Consider the following 25505-nt stretch of genomic DNA (forward strand, 5'->3'; position numbering starts at 1 on the left):
GCTAACAAATTAAAAGTAAATTTCCTGTTTTTAATAACAAATTAAAAGAATAAAGATTCCTATTCTTATTTCGCGTCACACAAAAGCTAAATTTTACTATCATTTTGAAATTAAAACATTAACTTTGCCAAACAATTTGATACATCAAATAGGTATTATCATACAATAAAGCTAGTAAGAATGAAGAAACAAGAACTTTTTAACAACGTAACAGAAGGATTCCTTTACCAACGACAGCCCCAGAAGATGGGCTTGTACGATGCGGCATACGAGCACGATGCCTGCGGTGTCGGTATGCTGGTTAACATTCATGGAGAAAAGTCACACGACATTGTTGAGTCGGCTTTAAAGGTATTAGAAAACATGCGCCATCGCGGTGCCGAGGGTGCGGATAACAAGACCGGTGACGGTGCAGGTATCATGCTTCAAATTCCGCATGAGTTTATTTTATTACAAGGCATTCCTGTCCCCGAAAAAGGACGGTACGGCACAGGATTATTGTTTTTACCGAAAAACGAAAAAGACCAGGCAGCTATTCTAAGTATTATTATTGAAGAAATTGAAAAAGAAGGACTCACATTGATGCATTTGCGCAATGTGCCCACCTGCCCCGAAATCCTGGGAGAATCGGCTCTGGCAAACGAACCGGACATCAAACAAGTATTCATTACCGGATTTACGGAAACGGAAACTGCCGACCGGAAGTTATACCTGATCCGGAAAAGAATCGAAAATAAAGTCAGATTGTCATCTATTCCGGCAAAAGACGATTTTTATGTCGTATCACTCTCTACCAAAAGCATTATATATAAAGGTATGCTTTCATCATTACAGCTGCGCAACTACTATCCGGACCTGACAAATAGCTATTTTACCAGCGGACTGGCACTGGTGCACTCTCGTTTCAGTACCAATACATTCCCCACATGGGGATTGGCACAGCCGTTCCGCCTGCTGGCACACAACGGTGAAATCAATACTATCCGTGGTAACCGAGGATGGATGGAAGCCCGTGAAAGTGTACTCTCCACTCCCACTTTAGGCGATATAAAAGAAATCCGCCCGATTATACAACCGGGCATGAGCGACAGTGCTTCTCTGGACAATGTACTGGAGTTCCTGGTGATGTCAGGATTGAGCCTGCCACATGCCATGGCTATGCTCGTGCCGGAATCTTTCAACGAGAAGAACCCGATCAGTGAGGATCTGAAATCATTCTACGAATACCACTCCATCCTGATGGAACCGTGGGACGGACCGGCCGCACTACTATTCAGCGACGGACGATTTGCCGGAGGTATGCTCGACCGCAATGGCCTGCGCCCTGCCCGTTATCTGATTACTAAAAACGATATGATGGTAGTGGCTTCGGAAGTCGGTGTTATGGATTTCGAACCGGGAGACATCAAAGAAAAAGGTCGCTTACAGCCCGGCAAAATCTTGCTGGTGGATACGGAAAAAGGCGAGATCTACTATGACGGCGAACTAAAAAAACAGTTGGCTGAAGCCAAACCTTACCGCACCTGGCTATCTACCAACCGAATCGAACTGGATGAACTGAAAAGCGGGCGCAAAGTTCCTCATCATGTAGAAAACTACGACCGGATGCTTCGTACTTTCGGCTACTCCAAAGAAGACATCGAGAGGCTGATTATGCCAATGGCAAGCACCGGAGCAGAACCGATCAATTCAATGGGTAACGATACGCCACTCGCCGTACTTTCAGATAAACCACAGTTGCTTTACAACTATTTCCGCCAGCAATTTGCACAGGTAACCAATCCGCCCATCGATCCACTTCGTGAAGAACTGGTGATGTCATTGACGGAATACATTGGAGCAGTCGGTATGAATATTCTGACGCCCAGTGAAAGTCATTGCAAAATGGTACGCCTGAATCATCCGATTTTAAGCAATACCCAACTGGATATTCTTTGTAATATCCGGTATAAAGGCTTCAAAACAGTCAAACTACCCATGTTGTTTGAGGTTGCAAAAGGGAAAGTCGGATTGCAGGAAGCCCTGACTCATCTTTGTAAAATGGCGGAAGAATCCGTGACGGAAGGTGTAAACTACATTGTCCTGACGGACCGTGAGGTGGATATTACCCATGCTGCCATTCCATCATTGCTGGCAGTAAGCGCTGTTCATCATCACCTGATTTCAGTTGGTAAACGGGTGCAAACGGCATTGATCGTAGAAAGTGGTGAAATACGTGAAGTGATGCACGCCGCGTTATTGTTGGGTTTCGGAGCAAGTGCCCTGAATCCTTACATGGCATTCGCTGTCCTCGACCGACTGGTAAAAGACAAGGATATTCAGTTGGATTATACCACTGCTGAAAAGAACTATATCAAATCCATCTGTAAAGGCTTGTTTAAAATCATGAGTAAGATGGGTATCTCTACGATCCGCTCCTATCGTGGTGCTAAGATTTTCGAAGCTGTCGGTCTGAGTGAAGAATTGAGCAAGGCTTATTTTGGAGGACTCGGTTCACCGATCGGAGGTATCCGCCTGGAAGAAATAGCCAGAGATGCCATTGCTTTCCATAAAGAAGGGCAAGAAGTTGAAAGTGGAAAGTTGAAAGTTGAAAGTGAGGCTCCGCATGGGCACTCTCAACTCTCAACTTTCAACTCTCAACTTCTCAAGAATAACGGTTTGTATGCTTTCCGTAAAGATGGAGAAAAGCACGCATGGAATCCGGAAACAATCAGCACTCTGCAATTGGCTACACGACTGGGGAGTTATAAGAAATTTAAAGAGTACACCCATCTAGTAGACGAAAAAGAGAAGCCTATTTTCCTTCGTGACTTCCTGGGATTCCGTCGTAATCCTATTTCTATCGATCAGGTGGAACCGGTGGAAAACATTCTGCATCGTTTCGTCACAGGAGCTATGTCTTTTGGTTCCATCAGCAAAGAAGCCCATGAGGCAATGGCTATTGCTATGAATAAAATCCACGGACGCAGTAATACCGGTGAAGGTGGTGAAGATGCCGCGCGTTTCCAACCGTTGCCGGATGGCAGTTCTTTACGAAGTGCGATCAAGCAGGTAGCTTCCGGTCGTTTCGGTGTAACGGCAGAGTATCTGGTGAATGCGGACGAAATTCAAATTAAGATAGCGCAGGGAGCCAAACCGGGTGAAGGGGGACAACTTCCGGGATTTAAGGTAAATGATGTGATTGCGAAAACACGTCATTCCATTCCGGGGATTTCGCTGATTTCTCCCCCGCCCCATCATGATATTTATTCGATTGAGGATTTGGCTCAACTGATCTTCGATTTGAAAAATGTAAATCCACAGGCCAAAATCAGTGTAAAACTGGTAGCAGAAAGTGGTGTCGGTACGATTGCCGCCGGTGTGGCAAAAGCAAAGGCGGATTTGATTGTCATCTCTGGCGCCGAAGGGGGAACGGGTGCTTCTCCTGCTTCTTCTATCCGCTATGCGGGTATCTCGCCGGAATTAGGATTGAGCGAGACACAGCAAACACTGGTTCTGAACGGACTTCGTGGCCAAGTAGTTCTGCAAGCCGACGGACAACTGAAAACTGGACGTGACATCATCTTAATGGCACTAATGGGTGCCGAAGAATATGGCTTCGCCACCTCGGCATTGATTGTATTAGGGTGTGTAATGATGCGCAAATGCCATCAGAATACTTGTCCGGTGGGAGTTGCCACACAGAATGAAGAGTTACGTAAACGCTTTCATGGACGCAGTGAATATTTAGTAAACTTTTTCACATTCCTGGCACAGGAAGTCCGCGAGCATTTGGCTGAAATGGGATTCACCCGGATGGATGACATCATCGGGCGTACAGACTTAATCGAGCGCAAGTCCGATGCCAATGACCCAAATCCGAAACATGCTTTAATCGACTTCACCAAATTGCTGGCACGTGTTGACAACAGTGCGGCTATCCGTCATGTCATCGACCAAGATCATGGAATTTCTGCTGTAAAGGATGTAACCATCATCGATGCCGCACAGGAAGCTATCGAACATGAGAAAGAGATTTCTTTAGAATATACGATTGCCAATACAGACCGTGCAATAGGTGCTATGCTTTCCGGAGTAATCGCCAAGAAATACGGTGCCAAAGGATTGCCGGAACATACGCTGAATGTAAAATTCAAAGGTTCGGCAGGTCAGTCTTTCGGAGCTTTTCTCGTACCGGGAGTTAATTTTAAACTGGAAGGTGAAGCGAATGATTACCTGGGTAAAGGATTGAGTGGCGGACGTATCTCCGTATTGCCTCCTATCCGCAGCAACTTCGAAGCCGAAAAAAATACAATCGCCGGTAATACCTTGCTTTATGGCGCAACAAGCGGTGAAGTATATATCAACGGCCGTGTAGGAGAACGTTTCGCTGTTCGTAACTCCGGCGCAGTTGCCGTCGTAGAAGGCGTGGGTGACCATTGTTGCGAATACATGACCGGAGGTCGTGTGGTAGTCCTCGGACAAACCGGACGTAACTTTGCAGCTGGTATGAGTGGCGGTGTAGCTTATGTATGGAACAAGGACGGCAACTTCGATTATTTCTGCAACATGGAAATGGTGGAACTATCACTCATCGAAGAAGCCAGCTACCGGAAAGAGTTGCACGAACTAATCCGCCAGCATTACCTCTACACAGGCTCGAAACTGGCACGCATCCTGCTCGACAACTGGAATCATTACGTAGATCAATTCATCCAAGTAGTGCCCATCGAATACAAAAAAGTACTGCAGGAAGAACAAATGAGAAAGTTACAACAAAAAATTGCAGATATGCAAAGAGACTATTAGATTTACAATTTGACTATTTACAATTTACTATTTGAATGTATAGTATAGTCTGTAAATAGTCAAATAGCAAATGATAAGATAGTCTAGAAATAGTAAATAGTAAATCGTCAAATAGTAAATAACAAGATGGGAGATCCTAAAGCATTTCTAAATATACCTCGACAAGAGGCGGGATACCGCCCTGTAAACGAGCGAATCGCTGACTATAGTCAGGTAGAACAGACTTTGAATACAAACAGCCGTAAATTGCAGGCGTCACGCTGTATGGATTGCGGTGTACCTTTCTGTCATTGGGCATGCCCGATAGGAAATAAACAACCGGAATGGCAGGATGCATTATACAGGGGAAAATGGAAGGAGGCATACGAAGTATTGTCGTCTACTTGCGATTTTCCTGAATTTACAGGACGTATTTGTCCTGCTCTTTGCGAGAAATCGTGTGTGTTGAAACTTTCCTGCGATCAGCCGGTAACCATTCGTGAGAATGAGGCGGCAATCGTGGAAGCGGCTTTTCGTGAAGGATATATACAGGTAAAGACTCCGGAAAGAAACGGAAAGAAAGTAGCGGTGATTGGTGCAGGTCCTGCTGGATTGGTGGTGGCTAATCAGCTGAATTTAAAAGGATATAGCGTTACTTTATTCGATAAGGATGAAGCGCCCGGAGGATTATTACGATTCGGTATTCCTAATTTCAAACTGGATAAAAATGTAATTGACCGACGGATGAAGATATTGGCTGCAGAAGGAATACAGTTTGAGATGGGAGTAGAAATAGACGTTAATCATTTACCGGAAGGATTCGATGCTTACTGCATCTGTACCGGAACCCCCACTGCACGTGACTTGAGTATTCCGGGACGTGAACTGAAAGGGATTCATTTCGCACTCGAAATGCTGGCACAACAGAATAGGATTCTGGCAGGACAGACTTTCCCGAAAGACAAGTTGGTAAATGCCAAAGGCAAAAAGGTTCTCGTGATAGGTGGCGGAGACACTGGTTCCGACTGCATCGGAACCAGTGTGAGACAGGGAGCCGTCAGTGTCACTCAAATCGAAATCATGCCGAAACCTCCTGTCGGCTACAATCCGGCTACTCCTTGGCCACAATGGCCGGCAGTCTTCAAAACGACTTCCAGCCATGAAGAAGGTTGTACACGCCGCTGGTGCCTGGCTTCCAATCAGTTCCTCGGAAAGAATGGAAAAGTGACAGGTGTAGAAGTGGAAGAAGTAGAATGGATTCCGGCAGCAGATGGCGGACGTCCCACAATGAAACCAACAGGGAAGAAGGAAGTCATCGAGGCTGATATGGTATTATTGGCGATGGGATTCCTGAAACCGGAACAACCCAAATTTGCAAAGAATGTATTTCTTGCCGGTGATGCCGAGACTGGTGCCAGCTTAGTAGTACGCGCCATGGCAGGAGGACGAAAGGCTGCTGCGGAAATAGATGCTTATCTAATACAATAAGGTTTGCAACAGTGTACAACAAGAAGCTCGATTGCTATTATCGGTTCGTTCCATATCTGTAGAACTAAAGAATAACAGATATGGAACTAAAGGAAAACAGTTGTGGAACTAAACGATAACAATTATGGAACGAATTAAGAATAACTAGTCAGCTTCTTAGAAATAGCGAATAAACAATCAACAGATTACATTACCCCCTCTAAAAATTAAAGTTATGTGTGGAATAGCAGGTATACTCAACATCAAAGTTCAAACGAAAGAGCTAAGAGATAAAGCACTGAAAATGGCCCAGAAGATCCGTCATCGCGGACCGGACTGGAGTGGAATCTATGTAGGCGGAAGTGCCATCCTGGCACACGAACGTCTTTCCATTGTCGACCCGCAAAGTGGCGGACAGCCGTTATACTCTCCCGATCGTAAACAAGTGCTCGCCGTCAACGGTGAGATTTACAATCACCGTGATATTCGCGCTAAATATGCGGGAAAATATAACTTTCAGACCGGAAGTGACTGTGAGGTAATTCTTGCCCTTTACAAAGATAAAGGCATCCATTTTTTGGAAGATATCAGCGGTATCTTCGCTTTCGTGCTTTATGATGAGGAAAAGGATGAATTTCTAATTGCCCGCGATCCGATAGGGGTTATTCCTTTATATATAGGAAAAGATAAAGAGGGAAAAATCTACTTCGGCAGTGAGTTGAAAGCTCTCGAAGGATTTTGTGACGAATATGAAGTATTCCTCCCCGGACATTATTTCTATAGTAAAGAGGGAAAAATGAAACGTTGGTATTCGCGCGACTGGACAGAATATGAAACCGTCAAAGAGAATGATGCACAAACCGAGGATGTGAAAGTGGCATTGGAAGAGGCTGTACACCGCCAGTTAATGAGTGATGTTCCGTACGGAGTGCTTCTTTCGGGCGGGTTGGATAGTTCTGTTATCTCCGCTATTGCCAAAAAATATGCGGCAAAACGTATAGAAACAGATGGAGCGAGTGATGCGTGGTGGCCTCAACTCCACTCCTTCGCTATCGGATTAAAAGGTGCTCCCGATTTGATTAAAGCACGTGAAGTGGCTGAATATATCGGTACTGTCCATCACGAAATAAACTATACTGTTCAGGAAGGTCTGGATGCCCTGCGTGATGTCATTTATTTCATCGAGACATACGATGTAACCACGGTACGCGCTTCCACTCCCATGTACCTACTGGCACGTGTCATCAAATCGATGGGGATTAAAATGGTGTTGAGCGGTGAAGGTGCCGATGAAGTTTTCGGAGGGTATCTATACTTCCACAAAGCTCCCACTCCACAGGCATTCCACGAAGAAACGGTACGTAAACTTTCAAAGTTACACATGTACGATTGTCTTCGTGCCAATAAAAGTCTATCAGCATGGGGCGTAGAGGGACGCGTTCCTTTCCTTGATAAAGAATTCCTCGACGTAGCCATGAACCTGAATCCGAAAGCTAAAATGTGCCCCGGAAAGGAAATTGAGAAACGGATTGTTCGCGAAGCCTTTGCCGATATGTTACCGGAAAGTGTGGCGTGGAGACAAAAAGAACAGTTCAGTGACGGCGTGGGATATTCATGGATCGATACTTTAAGAGAAATCACAGCAGCTGCCGTAAGCGATGAGCAAATGGAACATGCTGCCGAACGCTTCCCCATCCATACTCCGCAAAACAAGGAAGAATACTATTATCGTAGTATCTTTGAAGAGCATTTCCCCAGTGAAAGTGCAGCACGCAGCGTACCGAGTGTTCCCAGTGTGGCCTGTTCCACAGCAGAAGCACTGGCGTGGGATATTGCCTTCAGGAATCTGAATGAGCCTAGCGGACGTGCGGTGAGAGGAATACACGAAGAGGCCTATACTTAACTGATAAAAATAACGGAAAGAGCAGATTCTGTTATTCTTTTGTAGCATTTCTATTTTAAAATCCCAAGGATTAACGCAGATTAGCATATTATTATCTGATTTGCGTTTTCTTTTTTATAATTTTGAGGCCAAACCCAATTAAATCTATCAAACTTTTAAAAGACCAAACAAATGAATTTAAAAAAAATGATGATGGCTTCTGCCCTTCTAATGGTTGCTTGCTGTATGCAGGCACAGACAAAAGTGATAGCCCACCGTGGATTCTGGAAAACTCCGGGATCATCACAAAACAGTATTTCATCACTTCTAAAAGCAGACTCCATCGGTTGTTACGGTTCAGAATTTGACGTATGGATCGCTAAGGATAACAAGTTGGTGGTCAACCATGATCCTGTATACAAGATGAGACCGATGGAGTATTCCAAAGGTGACGCACTGACCGGACTTAAATTATCCAACGGAGAAAACTTACCCAGCCTGGAACAATATCTGGAAGCTGGGAAAAACTGTAATACCCGACTGATTCTCGAACTGAAAGCACATAGTAATAAGAAACGTGAAACTAAAGCCGTACAGGGAATCCTTGCCATGGTGAAGAAAATGGGACTGGAAAACCGCATGGAATATATCACGTTCTCCCTGCATGCCATGAAAGAGTTTATCCGCCTGGCTCCTGCCGGTACTCCGGTATTTTACCTTAACGGGGAACTGTCTCCCAAAGAATTAAAGGAACTCGGTGCTGCCGGTCTTGATTATCACATGGGAGTGATTAAGAAACACCCCGAATGGATCAAAGAAGCTCATGAGCTCGGCTTGAAAGTAAATGTGTGGACTGTGGACGAAGTGGAAGATATGAAATCGCTGATCGAACAGAAAGTAGATTTCATTACCACCAACGAACCAGTCATCTTACAAGAAGAACTGAAAAAACATCAATAAGATAAAATCATTACAAAGTAAACTATTTAATATCCGTCTTTAAAGAAACAGCTCGTTCCTTTAAAAGAAACAGGATGTTTCTCGGTGTCGAACGGGTGGTTCCTTTTAAAGGAACCACCCGTTTCTTTAAAAGGAAAAATGAGCTTTCATAACAATCTAAATACCAGCATATTAAGAGCACTCATTTTTTTTTCATTTGAAAAAGAAAAGGTCATTTTCATATATGCCAATAAAAGATTACAAACGATTTACTGGAAATCATCTAATACCTCTTTCAACTCTCCTACCGTAAGCTCTCCTACCTGTCTCCATAATTCATGTCCCTTATGCAATAAAAGAAAGGCGGGCACTGTTTCTACATTATGCGCATCGGCTATTGTTCTATTTTCTTCAGCATTCACTCTTATCAATTCTACAGTTCTCTTTTCGTAAGTCCGAAGCACAGGACCTATCCACTCATAATGAGGTGACCAGTCGGCATAAAATACTACCAACACCAAATGGTTGGTCTTAGCTGCTGTTTCTAATTGTTTCTCTATATTCATATCTCTACGTTTTTATATTAATGATAGTGCTAAAACAATGAATACAGAAAAAGGTTCTTCAGAATATCCGGCGAGCAATATGATAGATAAATAGGGATTTTCACTTTCATATCGTCAAAAGGAAAAGGATATATTTCTTGTTTTTATTGCTGATTTCACCGATTATCAAGGCTAAATATTCTTCATATATTATGGAAGAATATGCAAAACAATTCATCCAAATAACAGTTTATTAATATATAAATAGGTATAATTTCAAATTATAACTAAATACAGCCGTATATAAAGTGATTATAAGTTTGGAGAAAATAAATAGATATTAGATATACTTTTTAGTAAAATATAAAGCAAAAAGTCATACCTTTGCATTGTAATAAAACAAAAGGTTACAACAACCAATAAATATCAATCAAAATGACAATAAAGATTAAGTTCACAAAAATGCATGGAGCGGGAAATGACTACATATATGTAGACACAACCCAATATCCGATAGCCGACCCTGCAAAGAAGGCAATCGAATGGAGCAAGTTTCATACAGGAATCGGAAGTGATGGACTTATATTGATTGGTGTCTCTGATAAAGCGGATTTCAGCATGCGTATTTTCAATGCGGACGGTTCGGAAGCTATGATGTGTGGCAACGGAAGCCGTTGTGTAGGCAAATATGTATATGAATACGGCTTGACTGACAAAACAGAAATTATGCTGGATACACGATCAGGAATAAAAATTCTGAAACTGCATGTAGAGGGAAAAACAGTCAGTGCAGTCACCGTAGATATGGGTAGCCCATTGGAAACAGAAGAGATTCAGTGGGGAGGAAAGTATCCTTTCCGGTCAACCAAAGTATCAATGGGTAATCCGCATCTCGTCACATTTGTTGAGGATATCACCCGGATTAATTTACCGGAAATCGGTCCTGAACTGGAGAATCATCCTCTTTTTCCCGATAGAACTAATGTGGAGTTTGCACAGATTGTCAGCAAAGACACCATACGGATGAGGGTATGGGAAAGAGGATCGGGAATCACTCAAGCTTGCGGAACAGGTGCTTGTGCCACAGCAGTAGCCGCCTTCATCAACGGACTTACAGGAAGAAAAAGCGATGTAATCATGGATGGAGGGACAGTCACCATTGAATGGGATGAAATCTCCGGGCATATATTAATGACCGGACCGGCAACCAAAGTTTTCGATGGGGAGATTGTTGAAGAAGTTGAGAGTTGAGAATGGAGAGTTGAGAATTAATACTGATAGAAACTTAAAACAATAACAAGATGGCATTAGTAAACGAACATTTTTTGAAGTTACCGGGAAGCTATTTATTCTCGGATATAGCGAAAAAGGTAAATACTTTCAGGATAACGCATCCCAAACAGGATATTATCCGGTTGGGTATCGGTGATGTCACCCAACCACTTCCGAAAGCATGTATCGAAGCCATGCACAAAGCGGTAGAAGAGCTGTCCAGCAAAGATACATTCCGCGGATATGGTCCTGAACAGGGATATGATTTTCTGATTGAAGCAATTATAAAAAATGACTTTATTCCACGTGGGATTCACTTCTCGGCATCCGAGATATTTGTCAGTGACGGTGCCAAAAGCGATACCGGAAATATAGGCGATATTCTTCGCCATGACAATAGCGTAGGTGTTACAGATCCCATCTATCCGGTTTATATAGACAGCAATGTCATGTGCGGACGCGCCGGAGTGTTGGAAGAAGAGACGGGCAAATGGAGTAATGTTACTTATATGCCTTGCACAAGTGAGAACAACTTTATTCCGGAAATTCCGGACAAACGGATAGACATTGTTTATCTCTGTTATCCGAACAACCCGACAGGAACGACCTTGACCAAACCGGAACTGAAGAAATGGGTGGACTATGCATTGGCAAACGATACATTGATTCTGTTCGATGCTGCTTATGAAGCATATATCCAGGACGAGAATGTCCCCCACTCTATCTATGAGATTAAGGGAGCTAAAAAGTGTGCGATCGAATTCCGTAGTTTTTCAAAAACGGCAGGATTTACCGGAGTACGCTGCGGATATACCGTAGTTCCGAAAGAGCTTACTGCCGCCACATTGGAAGGAGACCGCATCCCACTCAACAGATTGTGGAACCGCCGCCAGTGCACCAAGTTCAACGGTACTTCTTACATTACTCAACGGGCAGCAGAAGCCGTTTACAGTGCAGAAGGCAAAGCACAGATTAAAGAAACAATCGGCTATTATATGACCAACGCCAAAATTATGAAAGAGGGATTGGAAGCCACAGGACTGAAAGTGTATGGAGGAGTCAACGCTCCCTACTTGTGGGTGAAAACTCCGAACGGGCTTTCGTCATGGCGATTCTTCGAACAGATGTTGTATGAAGCCAATGTGGTCGGTACCCCCGGTGTAGGCTTCGGACCAAGCGGTGAAGGATATATCCGCCTGACTGCCTTTGGCGAACGTAACGACTGTATCGAAGCAATGAGAAGAATAAAAAACTGGCTATAAGATAGTATTTCGCGCGCTACTATATACATGGACCGTACATCCACATTTTTCTAACTTAAAGGTAAAAAGACGATGAAAACGACGATTAACAAAAAATGGGGAGTAATAATAGTAGCATTATTACTGACAGGGATTGCTCCATCCGTAATGTTGGCGCAAGATAAAGTGGAAGCTTCCGTTGGGGCCGATCTGGTAAGTGGTTACATCTGGCGTGGCCAGGATTTAGGCGAAGTTAGTATTCAGCCTTCATTGGGAATCGCTTACAAAGGTTTCTCACTCGGAGCATGGGGATCGGTAGGGTTCGAATCGACAGATACGAAAGAGTTCGATTTAACTCTCGGTTATTCGACGGGTGGTTTTAGCGTTTCAGTGACGGATTATTGGTTTAATACCCAAGTAGCAACTAACAAGTATTTTAAATACGGAGCTCATTCAACGGCTCATGTATTTGAAGCACAAGTCGGATATGACTTCGGACCACTGGCAGTCAACTGGTATACAAATTTTGCAGGTGCCGACGGCGTGAAAGAAAATGGCAAAAGAGCTTATTCTTCTTACCTCGCACTTAGCGCACCATTCAAATTGGGAGGTCTCGACTGGACAGTAGATTTAGGTATGGTTCCTTGGGAGACAACTTTCTACAATGGCTATACAAGTGGTTTCTGCGTATCAGATGTAAGTCTCGGAGCTTCCAAGGATATCAAAATCACAGATTCCTTCTCACTCCCGGCATTTGCGAAAGTTACAGTGAATCCACGAACAGAAGGAGCTCACTTCACATTCGGATTAAATTTTTAGGAGAGAGAATTTAGAATATCAAAGAGCGTATAGGGATCAGGTAGTTAGAGTTTAGATTTTATCGGTTTGTTGTATGGTAACCTGCTATGGCTGCCCCCTGTACCTCTTTCTTTTACAGGTCAACACTAATATTTAAGGTATATGAAAAAGATTGAAGCTATTATCCGTAAAACAAAATTCGAGGACGTGAAAGAAGCTCTTCTCGAAGCGGACATCGAATGGTTTTCTTACTATGACGTAAGAGGTATTGGGAAAGCACGGCAAGGACGTATCTACCGCGGTGTAGTATATGACACCAGCACTATCGAAAGAATCTTAATCTCTATTGTCGTGCGCGACAAGAATGCCGAGAAAACTGTACAAGCCATTATTAAAGCGGCACAAACCGGAGAAATCGGAGACGGACGTATTTTCGTCATCCCTATTGAAGACGCTATCCGCATCCGTACCGCCGAACGTGGCGATATAGCCCTATACAATGCTGAACAAGAACGCTAATCCGGCAACCAGCAATATGCCGGGGTCGGATTTTCATGCGGATTAAACGTTGATGACATATAGAAAAAGAAATTATAATATTACTAATAACAGGCATTTAATAAGATAATTCATTATGGATACAAAATATAAAAGCCATAGCTTCGTAAAGCTGTGGATAGCCACTACCATGTTTATGTTATGCTGTTTTGCCACCGGCACGCTAGCACAAGACGCAGTTGTTGCAGATACTGTTACAACGGTGGTAGAGACGACAACTGAAATTACAGCAGCTCCTGCCGAGACTGACGCAGAAACCCCTGATACAATTGGTGAACTGGCCTTAGGACTGAATACGGTCTGGATGTTGCTTGCAGCAATGCTGGTATTTTTTATGCAACCGGGATTTGCACTTGTTGAAGCTGGGTTCACAAGAGTAAAGAATACCGCCAATATTCTGATGAAGAACTTTGTTGATTTCATGTTCGGTTCTTTATTATATTGGTTCATCGGTTTCGGGCTTATGTTTGGCGCAGGAGAATTCATCGGAATGCCCCACTTCTTCGACCTTTCTTTCATGGACAACGGTCTTCCCAGAGAAGGTTTTCTGGTTTTCCAGACCGTATTCTGTGCAACGGCAGCCACAATCGTATCAGGAGCAATGGCAGAACGTACCAAATTCTCCATGTATTTGGTTTACACGATTTTCATCAGTGTACTGATATATCCGATATCCGGCCACTGGACTTGGGGTGGCGGTTGGCTGATGAACGGTGAAGAGGGGTCTTTCATGATGAATCTTTTTGGAACAACCTTCCATGACTTCGCCGGTTCTACCGTTGTTCACTCTGTAGGTGGATGGATTGCTCTGGTAGGTGCCGCCATTCTTGGCCCGCGTATCGGTAAATATGGAAAAGACGGCAAATCAAGAGCTATTCCGGGACATAACCTGACAATTGCCGCACTAGGTGTATTTATTCTCTGGTTCGGATGGTTTGGGTTCAACCCCGGTTCTCAATTGGCAGCAAGTACCGAAACTGATGCAAATGCAATCTCCCACGTATTCCTGACTACAAATCTTGCGGCCTGTGCCGGTGGTTTCTTCGCATTGGCGATCAGCTGGATGAAATACGGAAAGCCTTCTTTGTCACTGACATTGAATGGTATTCTGGCAGGTTTGGTCGGTATTACAGCCGGATGTGATGCAGTATCTCCCGCAGGAGCCGCTCTGATCGGCGCAATCTGTGGTGTTGTAATGATTTTCTCTGTCGACTTTATAGACAAGATTTTAAAGATAGACGATCCGGTGGGCGCATCTTCCGTACATGGTGTTTGCGGATTTCTCGGAACAGTTCTCACGGGTTTGTTCTCTACCAGCGAAGGTTTATTCTACGGACACGGTTTCGGATTCCTCTGTGCACAACTATTCGGAGCACTGGTTGTCGGTGTCTGGGCAGCAGGTATGGGATTCATAATCTTTAAAGCACTTGACAAGATTCACGGACTTCGCGTTCCGGCACGTATCGAAGAAGAAGGTCTTGATATCTACGAACACGGAGAGTCCGCTTACAACTAAATGAAACAGATTATCAACTCTAACATATTTAACAACAAATCAAATCAGGTATTATGTCAAAACTTAGATTCAGAGTAGTAGAGACAGCTTTCAAGAAGAAAGCGGTTGAGGTAGCAACACCTGCCGAACGTCCTTCGGAATACTTCGGCAAATATGTGTTCAACAAGGAAAAGATGTTCAAATATCTTCCCAGCAAGGTATACAATGCGCTGATTGACGCAATTGATAATGGTGCTCCGCTAGATCGCAGTATTGCTGACGAAGTAGCTGCCGGCATGAAGAAATGGGCCATCGAAATGGGGGCCACTCACTACACACACTGGTTTGCACCGCTCACCGAAGGTACGGCAGAAAAGCACGATGCTTTCGTCGAACATGACGGTAAAGGTGGCATGATGGAAGAATTTACAGGCAAACTGCTTGTGCAACAGGAACCGGATGCTTCTTCTTTCCCGAATGGCGGAATCCGCAATACATTCGAAGCGCGTGGTTACAGTGCCTGGGATCCTTCATCACCTGCTTTTATTGTGGATGATACGCTTTGCATCCCGACCGTGTTTATCGCATATACCGGTGAGGCTCTCGACTATAAAGCGCCTTTATTGAAGGCTTTACGCGCCGTAGATAAAGCAGCCGTAGACGTATGTCATTATTTCAATCCGGAAGTTAAGAAAGTGGTTGCTTATCTAGGCTGGGAACAGGAATATTTCCTGGTGGACGAAGGTTTATATGCCGCACGTCCGGACTTATTGCTGACCGGACGTACTTTGATGGGACATGACAGTGCCAAGAACCAACAGTTGGAAGACCACTACTTCGGTGCTATTCCCACCCGTGTGGCTGCCTTCATGAAAGACCTTGAAATTGAAGCTCTGAAACTGGGTATTCCTGTCAAGACCCGTCACAACGAGGTTGCTCCAAACCAGTTTGAGCTGGCTCCCATCTTTGAAGAATGTAACTTGGCCAACGACCATAACTTGCTGATTATGTCATTGATGCGTAAGGTGAGCCGTCGCCACGGTTTCCGCGTACTGCTTCATGAAAAGCCATTCAAAGGTGTCAATGGTTCGGGTAAACACAACAACTGGTCTTTGGGCACTGATACAGGTATCTTATTGATGGGACCGGGCAAGACTCCGGAAGACAATCTGCGTTTTGTTACATTCGTTGTCAATACATTGATGGCAGTTTATCATCATAACGGACTACTGAAAGCTTCTATCTCCAGTGCTACCAACGCCCACCGTCTGGGAGCGAATGAGGCACCTCCTGCAATTATCTCCTCTTTCCTTGGAAAACAGTTGTCGCAGGTATTGGATCATATCGAAAACAGTACGAAAGATGATTTAATCAGCCTTAGCGGTAAACAGGGAATGAAGTTGGATATTCCGCAGATTCCTGAATTACTGATCGATAATACAGACCGTAACCGTACTTCTCCATTTGCTTTCACAGGCAACCGCTTTGAATTCCGTGCCGTAGGTTCCGAAGCAAACTGTGCTTCTGCCATGATTGCATTGAACTCGGCCGTAGCAAATCAATTGGTGAAGTTTAAAAAGGACGTGGATGCGTTGATTGAAAAGGGAGAACCCAAAGTTTCCGCCATTCTTGAAATCATCCGCGGATATATCAAAGAATGTAAAGCCATTCATTTCGACGGTAACGGTTACAGTGACGAATGGAAGAAAGAAGCTGCCCGTCGTGGACTGGATTGTGAAACCAGTGTTCCTGTTATCTTCGACAATTACCTGAAACCGGAAACAATTGCCATGTTCGAAGCTACCGGTGTAATGACCAAGAAAGAACTGGAAGCCCGTAACGAAGTGAAATGGGAAACTTATACGAAGAAGATTCAGATTGAGGCACGTGTATTGGGTGACTTGGCAATGAATCATATCATTCCGGTTGCCACTCAATACCAGACGGACTTAATTAATAATGTCTATAAGATGCAATCTCTTTTCCCGGCAGAAAAGGCAGCGAAATTGTCTGCTAAGAACCTGGAGCTTATTGAAGAGATTGCCGACCGTACTGCTTTCATCAAGGAGCATGTAGATGCAATGATTGAGGCTCGTAAGGTTGCAAACAAGATAGAAAGCGAACGGAAAAAAGCCATTGCCTACCACGACACGATTGTCCCGGCACTGGAAGAAATCCGTTATCACATCGACAAGTTGGAACTAATTGTTGACAATCAGATGTGGACGCTTCCAAAATACAGGGAACTGTTATTTGTGAGATAGAAAAAAATTATCTATTTCTTTTGTTGGTTGTTTTAAGTTTGCGGGGAGGAGTGCTGTGAAGCAGTCCTCTTCTTTTTTTTATTCGATAATCTTTGCGTCTTCAATATCATCATCGTCATGCATAACCGGAGCCTTCGGGCGGCGACGGGCAAACTTGAACCAGTTTATCAATTCGGAAAGAGAATAAACCAAACTGCTGATACCAATAATTATAAATGCAGTATTACGCGCTCCTGTCGGATTGAACAAAGCAATGATACCCGCAATAAGAATCAGCGAAGGAATCAGATAAAAAGCTCCCGGAACGGGCATCCACCGACGAGCCATCGACAAAGAAGCAATCTGTTGCACTCCTCCCATAATCAGGATAAATCCCAATAAAAACATCAGGACGTCTGCAAAGAATTCAGGCATCACAATCAGCCAAAGTCCGAATAATAAGCTACCGATTCCTTCTATCGGAAAACGGGGAGCTGCTTCACCTTCCGGTCTTTTCCGGCCGAAATAGCCAAAAAGGCTGATAACACCGGGAATCAAGAAGGCAACACCTACCGTAATGACAATATAGCTGGCAGCCGCATTGGGCCAAATCACGAGTACCAATCCAATCACAAGTGCGAAGAGAATGCGAATAAGGGAATAATTCATTGTTTTCATAAATTCTATATTTTTTAACCGAGTCTGTTCCAATACTTTTGCGAATATAGGTGTTTCTATCGACATATAAAAATAACAAACAAACATTGTAATAAGTTCGTAATATGTTACGATATGAAAAAAGGTAATCAATATTTGGAAAAGTCCTCGTATTAATCACCTTTTTACATTTTAGTACATATAATATATGGTACCTTGTTTTTTTATAAAATCAATAGCTTAGTACTTTATAACCTTATCACTGCTTACAGTATTATACCAATCAGTATTTGTACTTTGATCTTGAGCCCAGTCGGCGAATTTAGAATATACACTCGTTATTACCGTTGTTTCCGTTGGATAAGCAAATTTATCCGGAACACAAAGAGCCCATGTATTATTGACAACTTTGATCACATCCAGTACAGAACTATCCGCCAACTGACCATTTGCAGTTGCGGAATTAAATCGATTCAAATGAACTTCCGTTCTCTTCTGACCTGTAGTTGGATATGCAATAAAGAAATCCAAATCATTCGTCGCACTAGGAATAGATATCGCATTTTTTAGTTTAACTATCACTTCAAGAGTATATATATCTGTAAGAGATGTACTCATATTTCCTGTATTTAACATCGGACGCCGCGTTCCTGTAAATCCATATATATGATGGGCATCTCCAAATAAAGGGATCACCAGTTCGCTTCCATTTGTTTCGTAAGCTGCATTTTCAAACATACCGGAACTCAAAGAGTTGCTACGTTGAGTAGCACCTGTCCCGAAGCTGACTTCTTCTACATTGCTCTTATTTATTCCTTTTATTCTCAATCCGGCACCCAGTTGCTTCACAGCACCAACTGCCCGAAGAGCAACTGTGTATTTCAATTCTTTCACATTATTACCGGCAGCAGGCAAAGTTACATTCAATACAATATCATTGAAGTCATAGTCTCCTGCTTTCGGGTAGTTATCTTCAAAAGCATAAGAATAAACTGCATTTCGAATCTCTACATCGTCCGGAGTTTCATCAGAGCCATACCCTTCTTTTATACATTCACCATCAGCAGGAAGCATAAAGTCAGCCTTACCCGGATTACAATAAGTAGCGCCTTGTTGCAATCCTTTATTTACTAGCCATGCAAAAGGAGACCAGTCATAATGCGCTTCACCTTTATATGTTTGATCCGTAATTTCACAAATAATATTATTCGTCACTTTAGAAGCAGATTGAGCCAAACCATCAGTATTAGCAATCTCATTAATCTTCAATAAGGCAGTACCTACGGTTGGACCGGTAACCGTTCTATATAAGCTGGCCTTACCTGTACAAGTCAGCATGGATTGTGCCTCCATTACAATGTCATTGTCATTACCATTATAACCAAGTTCCTCGCAAATAGCTTCAGAAGTATTCCCCATAACAAGTGTGCCAAATTGGAATTTACCGGTTTTCAAATAACAACCATTTTTAATATTGGTATTATTGTTACCATTGATGCTTTCAGCCTCCATAGTACCATGATTCACCAGTTCCATTCCATTTGTTGAAGCTTCATAACGTTCCAACTGAAGTAATCCATAATTATAAAAGACTCCTACACCACCGTTGAAATCTAATACAGAGCAATTAATAGTGCCCGCATTATAGTTTTTAAATCCACTAGAACCATTTGTAATTTGAATAGTTCCCTCACCTATGATACTTCCCCCCGGCATTACTGTTAAATAAGACTTATTTATCAACACCAAGCTTGCATTTTTAGCTATCTCTACTTTCCCACCATTCTCAACTATAATTTCTGTAATATCGCTAAATTGATAACTACTTTCAATAATCCATGTACTTCCTTGAGGAACGATTACTTTCACAGCCTGGGCTCCACCACTGGTTCCGGTAGTAGTAAATCCTTTATTAAAAGTATCACTCTGAATTTTAAACCAACGTTCTTTTTCTTTGAATACAGGTAATTTAGCATATTCAACCCATCCGGAACCTGCACCCAAATCCCAACCAGCTTGAACTTCAGTAGCTATTGCTTTTTTACTACTAATAAAATCAGCTGTATAAGGAGCTTCCATAGTTGGTATACCTGTCGTCGTCACAGCTCGTGACATAGAGCGTGTAGGCACATCCTTTTCATGTCCAAGTTGCGCGGTTACTTCTCCATTTTCAATAGTCACGGGCTGCACCATATAATGTCCATGATTGTCTATACGTGCAACAAACACTTTATTGAGAGCTGTTGCACAGTCCATCACCACATTCAAGGTTGTACTTTGATTGGCAGTTCCTTCCGCTAAAATTTTTGCTGTACTTTCCGAGTTTAATGGGTCAGCATCGAATATCTGTATCTTATAATCTGTGCCCAAATCTCCATTAACCGACACATGTGCCGTCACTTTATGCGACATGGTCCAATCTCCATTAGGATCGATGTTCTTTACAGGAAAGGTTTCTTCGTAAATTTGTTTTAATTGATCTGCATCAAACAGATTTTTCTCATTATCAACACAACTGATAAAGCTGATGGAGGACGCCAACAACGAAAAAATGAAGACTTTTGCAATGTTCTGTTTCATAATCTTTGAATGCTTAAGTTTGCTTTATTCACACAAAATACCAATCACCACTAATCAACAATCAGTAATGAACATACAAAGATAGTTGTATTTATAGATAAAAGACTGTTAAAGTTGTATTTTCGACATACAGTTAACATCTTTTAAAAGGCAAAATCTATTTATTTCCATTGAAAGATAGGCGGATACATCATTGAATATAAAAAACTTAGAAGTATAAACACTGCAGAATGCAGCAAAAAAACCAAAGTTGCATATTTTATACAACTCTCAATTAAACGACAAAGATTCAGCACTACAGAGCACTACAAAATCAATAGGAAGCATCAGTGCCACCGTTCCTGTGTTACTGACAAACGCACCAATGACCGAAGTCACCAACATCACCAACAGAAACAACCGGATCTCACTGGTTCCCGCAAGTTTAAGAATACGGGAACTAATCATCTTTGCCAATCCCGTTTGAAAATATCTGAAAAATAAGTAAGGCTATCAGTGCACACAGTGCCACAATATCCGAACGAACCCTGCCGTTCACGAAAAAGACAGCCGAAAGAACGAGAATAACAATGGTTATTAGCATACGTAATTAAATGATTGTTCTATTTGACTCTATCAAAATTTATTCAGGTGAACAAAAATAGAAAATACTCCAGTGTCATTAAAACAAACTAGGTATGCTTAAAGTGCAACCTCTAATATCCTGCGGGCAACAGTACCCGTTACATTTCCATTCTCTCCATATTTAGCACCACGCTCATTGAATCGGCGTTCGATTTCCAGAATAGTATCCTGTCCGATGTTCTCCTCATGCAAACGTGTAGTCAGCCCAAGTGAACGGAAGAACTCTTCGGTATGACAAATCGCTTCATCAATCCGTTCTTCTCGCGTACCGGAAGTAATTCCCCAGACTCTTTCACCATACTGCAAAAGTTTATCTCCTTTTTCTTCATGAAGCACCTGTAAAGTGGCAGGAAGAACAATGGCTAACGTATGACCATGTGTCAATCCGTGCAAAGCAGTAATTTCATGGCCAATCATGTGAGTTGCCCAGTCTTGCGCCACTCCCATAGCAATAAATCCATTCAATGCCATTGTAGCCGAAAGCATAAAATCAGCCATCAGTTGATAATCATGCTGGTTTTCACGGATTTTCGGAGCTATTTCCACCAAAGTTTGTAAAATGCCCTCCGCCCAACGATCCATAATGCGGCTCTGCCCGGGAGTAGTCATATATTGCTCCATCACATGAACAAAGGTATCAGCCAAACCACAGGCCACCTGATGAGGAGGCAAGGTAAAGGTTACTTCCGGGTCAAGAATAGAGAAGATTGGATAGTTGGCATAAAAAGGATATTTCTCTTTTGTTTCACGACGGGAAATAACTGCCCCGTTATTCATCTCCGAACCGGTAGCGGGCAAAGTCAATACAGTGGCAAGAGGTACAGTATGAGTGACTGGACGTCCGGCAAGTACTAAATCCCAGGCATCACCATCATACAGGATTCCTGCGGAAATCAATTTCGTACCGTCAATAACGGAACCACCACCAACAGCCAGCAGATAATCTACTTTCTCTTCTTTTCCCAAAGCAATAGCTTTACGGAGAGTTTCAATGGCAGGATTGGGTTCGATTCCCCAGAATTCTACTGTAAAATGATTCTTCAATGCTTCCTTTACCTGATCGTACACTCCGTTTTTCTTCACGCTTCCGCCGCCAAAAGTAATCATAATACGCTTGTCGGACGGTATTTCTTTAGCCAACCGGGCAATCATCCCTTTTCCCATTATCAGTTTCACGGGATTTTGAAAAATAAAATTTTCCATATCTTAGTCTATTGTTATTATTTTGGTTATTAGTCACTATCCTTGCAAAGATACATGATTTATCCGAACCCTGTCAGAATCAAGCAAAGAATTGTTGTACCACGGAAGGAACCATAGCCGACAACCAAGGTTTCATATCCTCTGCTACCAATAACCAATACAATAATAATATAATGAAAATGGCAATAGCAATACCTACTAAAACTTTTCTCTGTTTCATAATTGTTTTTGTTTAAATATTCAATATTCATAAGAACAGTTGAAGGCTAAAATTGTTCTATATCAGAAAAATGAAGGCAAAAGAGAAAAAAAGTCATTTTTTGTTTGCTGTTTCGAACAAAGTGTCTATATTTGCCCCCATAAAATTACAAAAGACAATGAGAACAATGTTAGTAAATACATATTGGTGGTGGCACCCGTTACAACTCCGACAGTCGTAAGGGAGCAGTGCTCGTATGTATATACCTCATTAAAGATATAACAGATTTGAAAGAGCCCTGTCGCAACTTGCGGCAGGGCTCTTTTTATTTGCCCATTTTCGAACAGATTTAGATAATAACATAAAAAAATAGATAGGATTATGAAAAGTTTTTTAGTTGACCAGGATGGCTATTACGGAGAATTCGGTGGTGCTTATGTACCGGAAATCCTCCACAAATGTGTTGAGGAACTGACGAACAAGTACCTCGAAGTAATTGAAAGCGAAGAGTTTAAAAAGGAATTTGAGCAGTTATTACGCGACTACGTAGGACGCCCTTCCCCACTCTATCTGGCAAAACGCCTTTCCGAAAAGTATGGTTGCAAGTTGTATCTGAAACGGGAAGACCTGAATCATACCGGTGCGCACAAAATCAACAACACCATCGGACAAATCTTGCTGGCACGCCGCATGGGAAAGAAACGCATCATCGCCGAAACCGGAGCCGGACAACATGGAGTAGCAACAGCTACCGTATGTGCATTGATGGATATGGAATGTATCGTTTATATGGGAAAAACGGATGTAGAACGCCAACATATCAATGTGGAGAAAATGAAAATGCTGGGAGCTACCGTTATTCCCGTTACTTCCGGAAACATGACCTTGAAAGACGCAACCAACGAAGCGATCCGCGACTGGTGTTGCCATCCTGCCGACACTTATTATATTATCGGCTCTACCGTAGGCCCTCATCCTTATCCTGATATGGTGGCACGCCTGCAATCTGTTATCAGCGAAGAAATAAAAAAACAACTGCAAGAAAAAGAAGGGCGTGACTATCCGGATTATCTGATAGCCTGCGTCGGAGGGGGAAGCAATGCTGCCGGAACGATTTATCATTATATCAATGATGAACGGGTAGGCATCATCCTGGCAGAAGCCGGAGGTAAAGGAATAGAAACCGGAATGACCGCCGCCACCATCCAACTCGGTAAAATGGGAATTATCCACGGAGCGCGTACTTACGTCATCCAAGACGAAGACGGACAGATTGAAGAGCCTTACTCGATTTCCGCCGGACTGGATTATCCGGGCATTGGTCCGATACACGCCAATCTTGCCGCACAAAGACGTGCCAACGTTTTGGCAATCAATGACGACGAAGCAATAGAAGCCGCTTACGAACTGACTAAACTCGAAGGTATTATCCCTGCACTGGAATCCGCCCATGCATTAGGAGCTTTGAGAAAATCGAAGTTTAAACCGGAAGATATCGTTGTATTGACAGTTTCAGGACGAGGAGACAAAGATATTGAAACCTATTTATCGTTTAATGAACAGCAATAAGTAATTAGTAAACCATCATTCGTAATCAATAATCAAACAATTATAGAAATGAAAACATTCAATTATACAACTCATAGCAAACAAGTGCTCGGAGATATGCATACTCCTGTCAGCATTTACCTGAAAGTGCGCGACATGTATCCGCAATCTGCATTAATGGAAAGTTCCGACTATCATGCCGGAGAAAATTCCTTGTCATTTATAGCCCTCTGTCCCCTGGCAAGTATCGGTATAAACGGCGGCATTGTCACTGCCAACTATCCCGATAACAGCCGCACGGAAGAACCCCTGACAAAAACCCTCCATGTAGAAAAGGCCATGAACCGGTTTATCAATCAATTCCAGGTGACCGGGGATAATAAGAATGTATGTGGACTTTACGGATACACGACGTTCAACGCTGTGAAATATTTCGAGCACATCCCGGTGAAAGAAAGTCACGATGAGCAAAATGACGCTCCGGATTTGCTATACATATTATATAAGTATGTCATTGTTTTCAATCACTTCAAAAATGAATTGACACTCGTTGAAATGTTGTCCGAAGGAGAAGAAAGCGGATTGCCGGAACTGGAAGCTGCTATCGAAAACCGGAATTATGCTTCTTACAACTTCTCTGTAACAGATCCCGTTACCAGCCCTATCACCGACGAGGAACATAAAGCCAATGTCCGCAAAGGAATTGCGCACTGTATGCGTGGAGATGTTTTCCAAATCGTACTTTCCAGAAGATTTATCCAACCTTATGCCGGAGATGATTTCAAAGTGTACCGCGCACTCCGCAGCATCAATCCTTCTCCTTATCTTTTCTACTTCGATTTCGGAGGATACCGCATCTTCGGTTCTTCACCGGAAACACATTGCAAAATCGAAGATGGTCGTGCTTACATCGATCCGATTGCCGGAACTACCCGCCGTACCGGAGATGTAGTAAAAGACCGGGAACTGACAGAAGCTTTATTGGCCGACCCTAAAGAAAATGCAGAGCATGTCATGCTGGTTGATCTTGCCAGAAACGACCTTTCCCGTAATTGTCATGATGTACGCGTACTATTCTATAAGGAACCACAATATTATAGTCATGTCATTCACCTGGTAAGCCGTGTCAGCGGTGTGTTGAATAAGGGTGCAGACAAAATAAAAACGTTTATTGATACGTTTCCTGCCGGCACATTAAGCGGTGCTCCCAAAATACGCGCTATGCAGTTAATCAGTGAAATCGAGCCACATAATCGTGGAGCCTATGGTGGCTGTATCGGTTTTATCGGATTGAACGGCGAATTAAATCAGGCTATCACTATCCGTACTTTTGTAAGCCGCAACAATGAACTTTGGTTCCAAGCCGGAGGAGGTATTGTAGCACGCAGTCAGGATGAATACGAACTGCAAGAGGTGAACAACAAACTCGGAGCACTGAAAAAGGCGATTGATTTAGCTGTCAAATTAAAGAATTAACCGTTCTAAGT

Annotated in this window: 17 protein-coding genes and 1 pseudogene; 12 read left to right on the forward strand and 6 right to left on the reverse strand. The window is 42.9% G+C overall.

The window, feature by feature from the left end:
* Nucleotides 1-180 precede the first annotated feature (180 nt).
* From gltB to GD630_RS07905, 4 genes are all read left to right on the forward strand, one after another.
* Nucleotides 181-4788: a glutamate synthase large subunit gene (gene gltB, locus GD630_RS07890; RefSeq protein ID WP_143866849.1), complete on the forward strand. Its 4608-nt coding sequence runs from the start codon at nt 181-183 to the stop codon at nt 4786-4788.
* A gap of 126 nt (nt 4789-4914) precedes the next feature.
* The gene (locus GD630_RS07895; protein ID WP_004303693.1) at nt 4915-6255 is read left to right on the forward strand and encodes a glutamate synthase subunit beta; all 1341 of its coding nucleotides are present in this window, start codon (nt 4915-4917) and stop codon (nt 6253-6255) included.
* Nucleotides 6256-6469: 214 nt separating this feature from the next.
* On the forward strand, nt 6470-8137 hold the full coding sequence (gene asnB / locus GD630_RS07900; protein ID WP_143866851.1) for an asparagine synthase B: 1668 nt from the start codon (nt 6470-6472) through the stop codon (nt 8135-8137).
* 171 nt (nt 8138-8308) lie between these two features.
* The gene (locus GD630_RS07905; RefSeq protein WP_004300081.1) at nt 8309-9076 is read left to right on the forward strand and encodes a glycerophosphodiester phosphodiesterase family protein; all 768 of its coding nucleotides are present in this window, start codon (nt 8309-8311) and stop codon (nt 9074-9076) included.
* A 248-nt stretch (nt 9077-9324) separates the two neighbouring features.
* Here the strand turns inward: GD630_RS07905 and GD630_RS07910 are convergent, their stop codons facing one another.
* Nucleotides 9325-9621: a thioredoxin family protein gene (locus tag GD630_RS07910; RefSeq protein ID WP_143866853.1), complete on the reverse strand. Its 297-nt coding sequence runs from the start codon at nt 9619-9621 to the stop codon at nt 9325-9327.
* Between the two features lie 414 nt (nt 9622-10035).
* On the opposite strand from GD630_RS07910, the gene dapF reads away from it, so the two are divergent.
* From dapF to GD630_RS07940, 6 genes are all read left to right on the forward strand, one after another.
* The gene (dapF, locus tag GD630_RS07915) at nt 10036-10851 is read left to right on the forward strand and encodes a diaminopimelate epimerase (RefSeq protein ID WP_143866855.1); all 816 of its coding nucleotides are present in this window, start codon (nt 10036-10038) and stop codon (nt 10849-10851) included.
* A 50-nt stretch (nt 10852-10901) separates the two neighbouring features.
* Complete coding sequence (locus tag GD630_RS07920) at nt 10902-12134, forward strand: LL-diaminopimelate aminotransferase (RefSeq protein ID WP_143866857.1); 1233 nt, start codon at nt 10902-10904, stop codon at nt 12132-12134.
* A gap of 72 nt (nt 12135-12206) precedes the next feature.
* Nucleotides 12207-12932 carry a hypothetical protein gene (locus tag GD630_RS07925; RefSeq protein WP_143866858.1) on the forward strand — a complete coding sequence of 242 codons (726 nt, stop codon included), beginning with the start codon at nt 12207-12209 and terminating at the stop codon, nt 12930-12932.
* A gap of 141 nt (nt 12933-13073) precedes the next feature.
* Complete coding sequence (locus GD630_RS07930) at nt 13074-13430, forward strand: P-II family nitrogen regulator (RefSeq protein ID WP_143866860.1); 357 nt, start codon at nt 13074-13076, stop codon at nt 13428-13430.
* Between the two features lie 115 nt (nt 13431-13545).
* The gene (locus GD630_RS07935; RefSeq protein WP_143866862.1) at nt 13546-14985 is read left to right on the forward strand and encodes an ammonium transporter; all 1440 of its coding nucleotides are present in this window, start codon (nt 13546-13548) and stop codon (nt 14983-14985) included.
* Nucleotides 14986-15038: 53 nt separating this feature from the next.
* A complete protein-coding gene (locus tag GD630_RS07940; RefSeq protein WP_143866864.1) occupies nt 15039-17228 on the forward strand; it encodes a glutamine synthetase III family protein in 2190 nt (729 codons plus the stop codon).
* Nucleotides 17229-17306: 78 nt separating this feature from the next.
* On the opposite strand, the gene GD630_RS07945 is transcribed toward GD630_RS07940, so the two are convergent.
* The 5 genes and pseudogenes from GD630_RS07945 to GD630_RS07965 form a co-directional block, all read right to left on the reverse strand.
* Nucleotides 17307-17885, reverse strand: coding sequence for an HdeD family acid-resistance protein (locus GD630_RS07945; RefSeq protein ID WP_004303713.1), 579 nt, complete (start codon nt 17883-17885; stop codon nt 17307-17309).
* Between the two features lie 219 nt (nt 17886-18104).
* Nucleotides 18105-20444, reverse strand: coding sequence for an LruC domain-containing protein (locus GD630_RS07950; protein WP_143866866.1), 2340 nt, complete (start codon nt 20442-20444; stop codon nt 18105-18107).
* A 291-nt stretch (nt 20445-20735) separates the two neighbouring features.
* Nucleotides 20736-21027: pseudogene (locus GD630_RS07955) on the reverse strand (SLC13 family permease); the annotation flags it as partial.
* A gap of 98 nt (nt 21028-21125) precedes the next feature.
* Complete coding sequence (locus GD630_RS07960; RefSeq protein WP_143866868.1) at nt 21126-22271, reverse strand: iron-containing alcohol dehydrogenase; 1146 nt, start codon at nt 22269-22271, stop codon at nt 21126-21128.
* Between the two features lie 79 nt (nt 22272-22350).
* Nucleotides 22351-22491, reverse strand: coding sequence for a hypothetical protein (locus GD630_RS07965; RefSeq protein ID WP_167511910.1), 141 nt, complete (start codon nt 22489-22491; stop codon nt 22351-22353).
* 360 nt (nt 22492-22851) lie between these two features.
* On the opposite strand from GD630_RS07965, the gene trpB reads away from it, so the two are divergent.
* Together trpB and GD630_RS07975 are read left to right on the forward strand one after the other, a co-directional pair.
* A complete protein-coding gene (gene trpB / locus GD630_RS07970; protein ID WP_143866870.1) occupies nt 22852-24039 on the forward strand; it encodes a tryptophan synthase subunit beta in 1188 nt (395 codons plus the stop codon).
* A gap of 48 nt (nt 24040-24087) precedes the next feature.
* Nucleotides 24088-25494, forward strand: a complete 1407-nt coding sequence (locus GD630_RS07975) for an anthranilate synthase component I family protein (protein WP_143866872.1) — start codon at nt 24088-24090, stop codon at nt 25492-25494.
* The last annotated feature ends 11 nt before the right edge of the window (nt 25495-25505 follow it).

Source organism: Bacteroides zhangwenhongii (genome assembly GCF_009193325.2).
Taxonomy (GTDB): domain Bacteria; phylum Bacteroidota; class Bacteroidia; order Bacteroidales; family Bacteroidaceae; genus Bacteroides; species Bacteroides zhangwenhongii.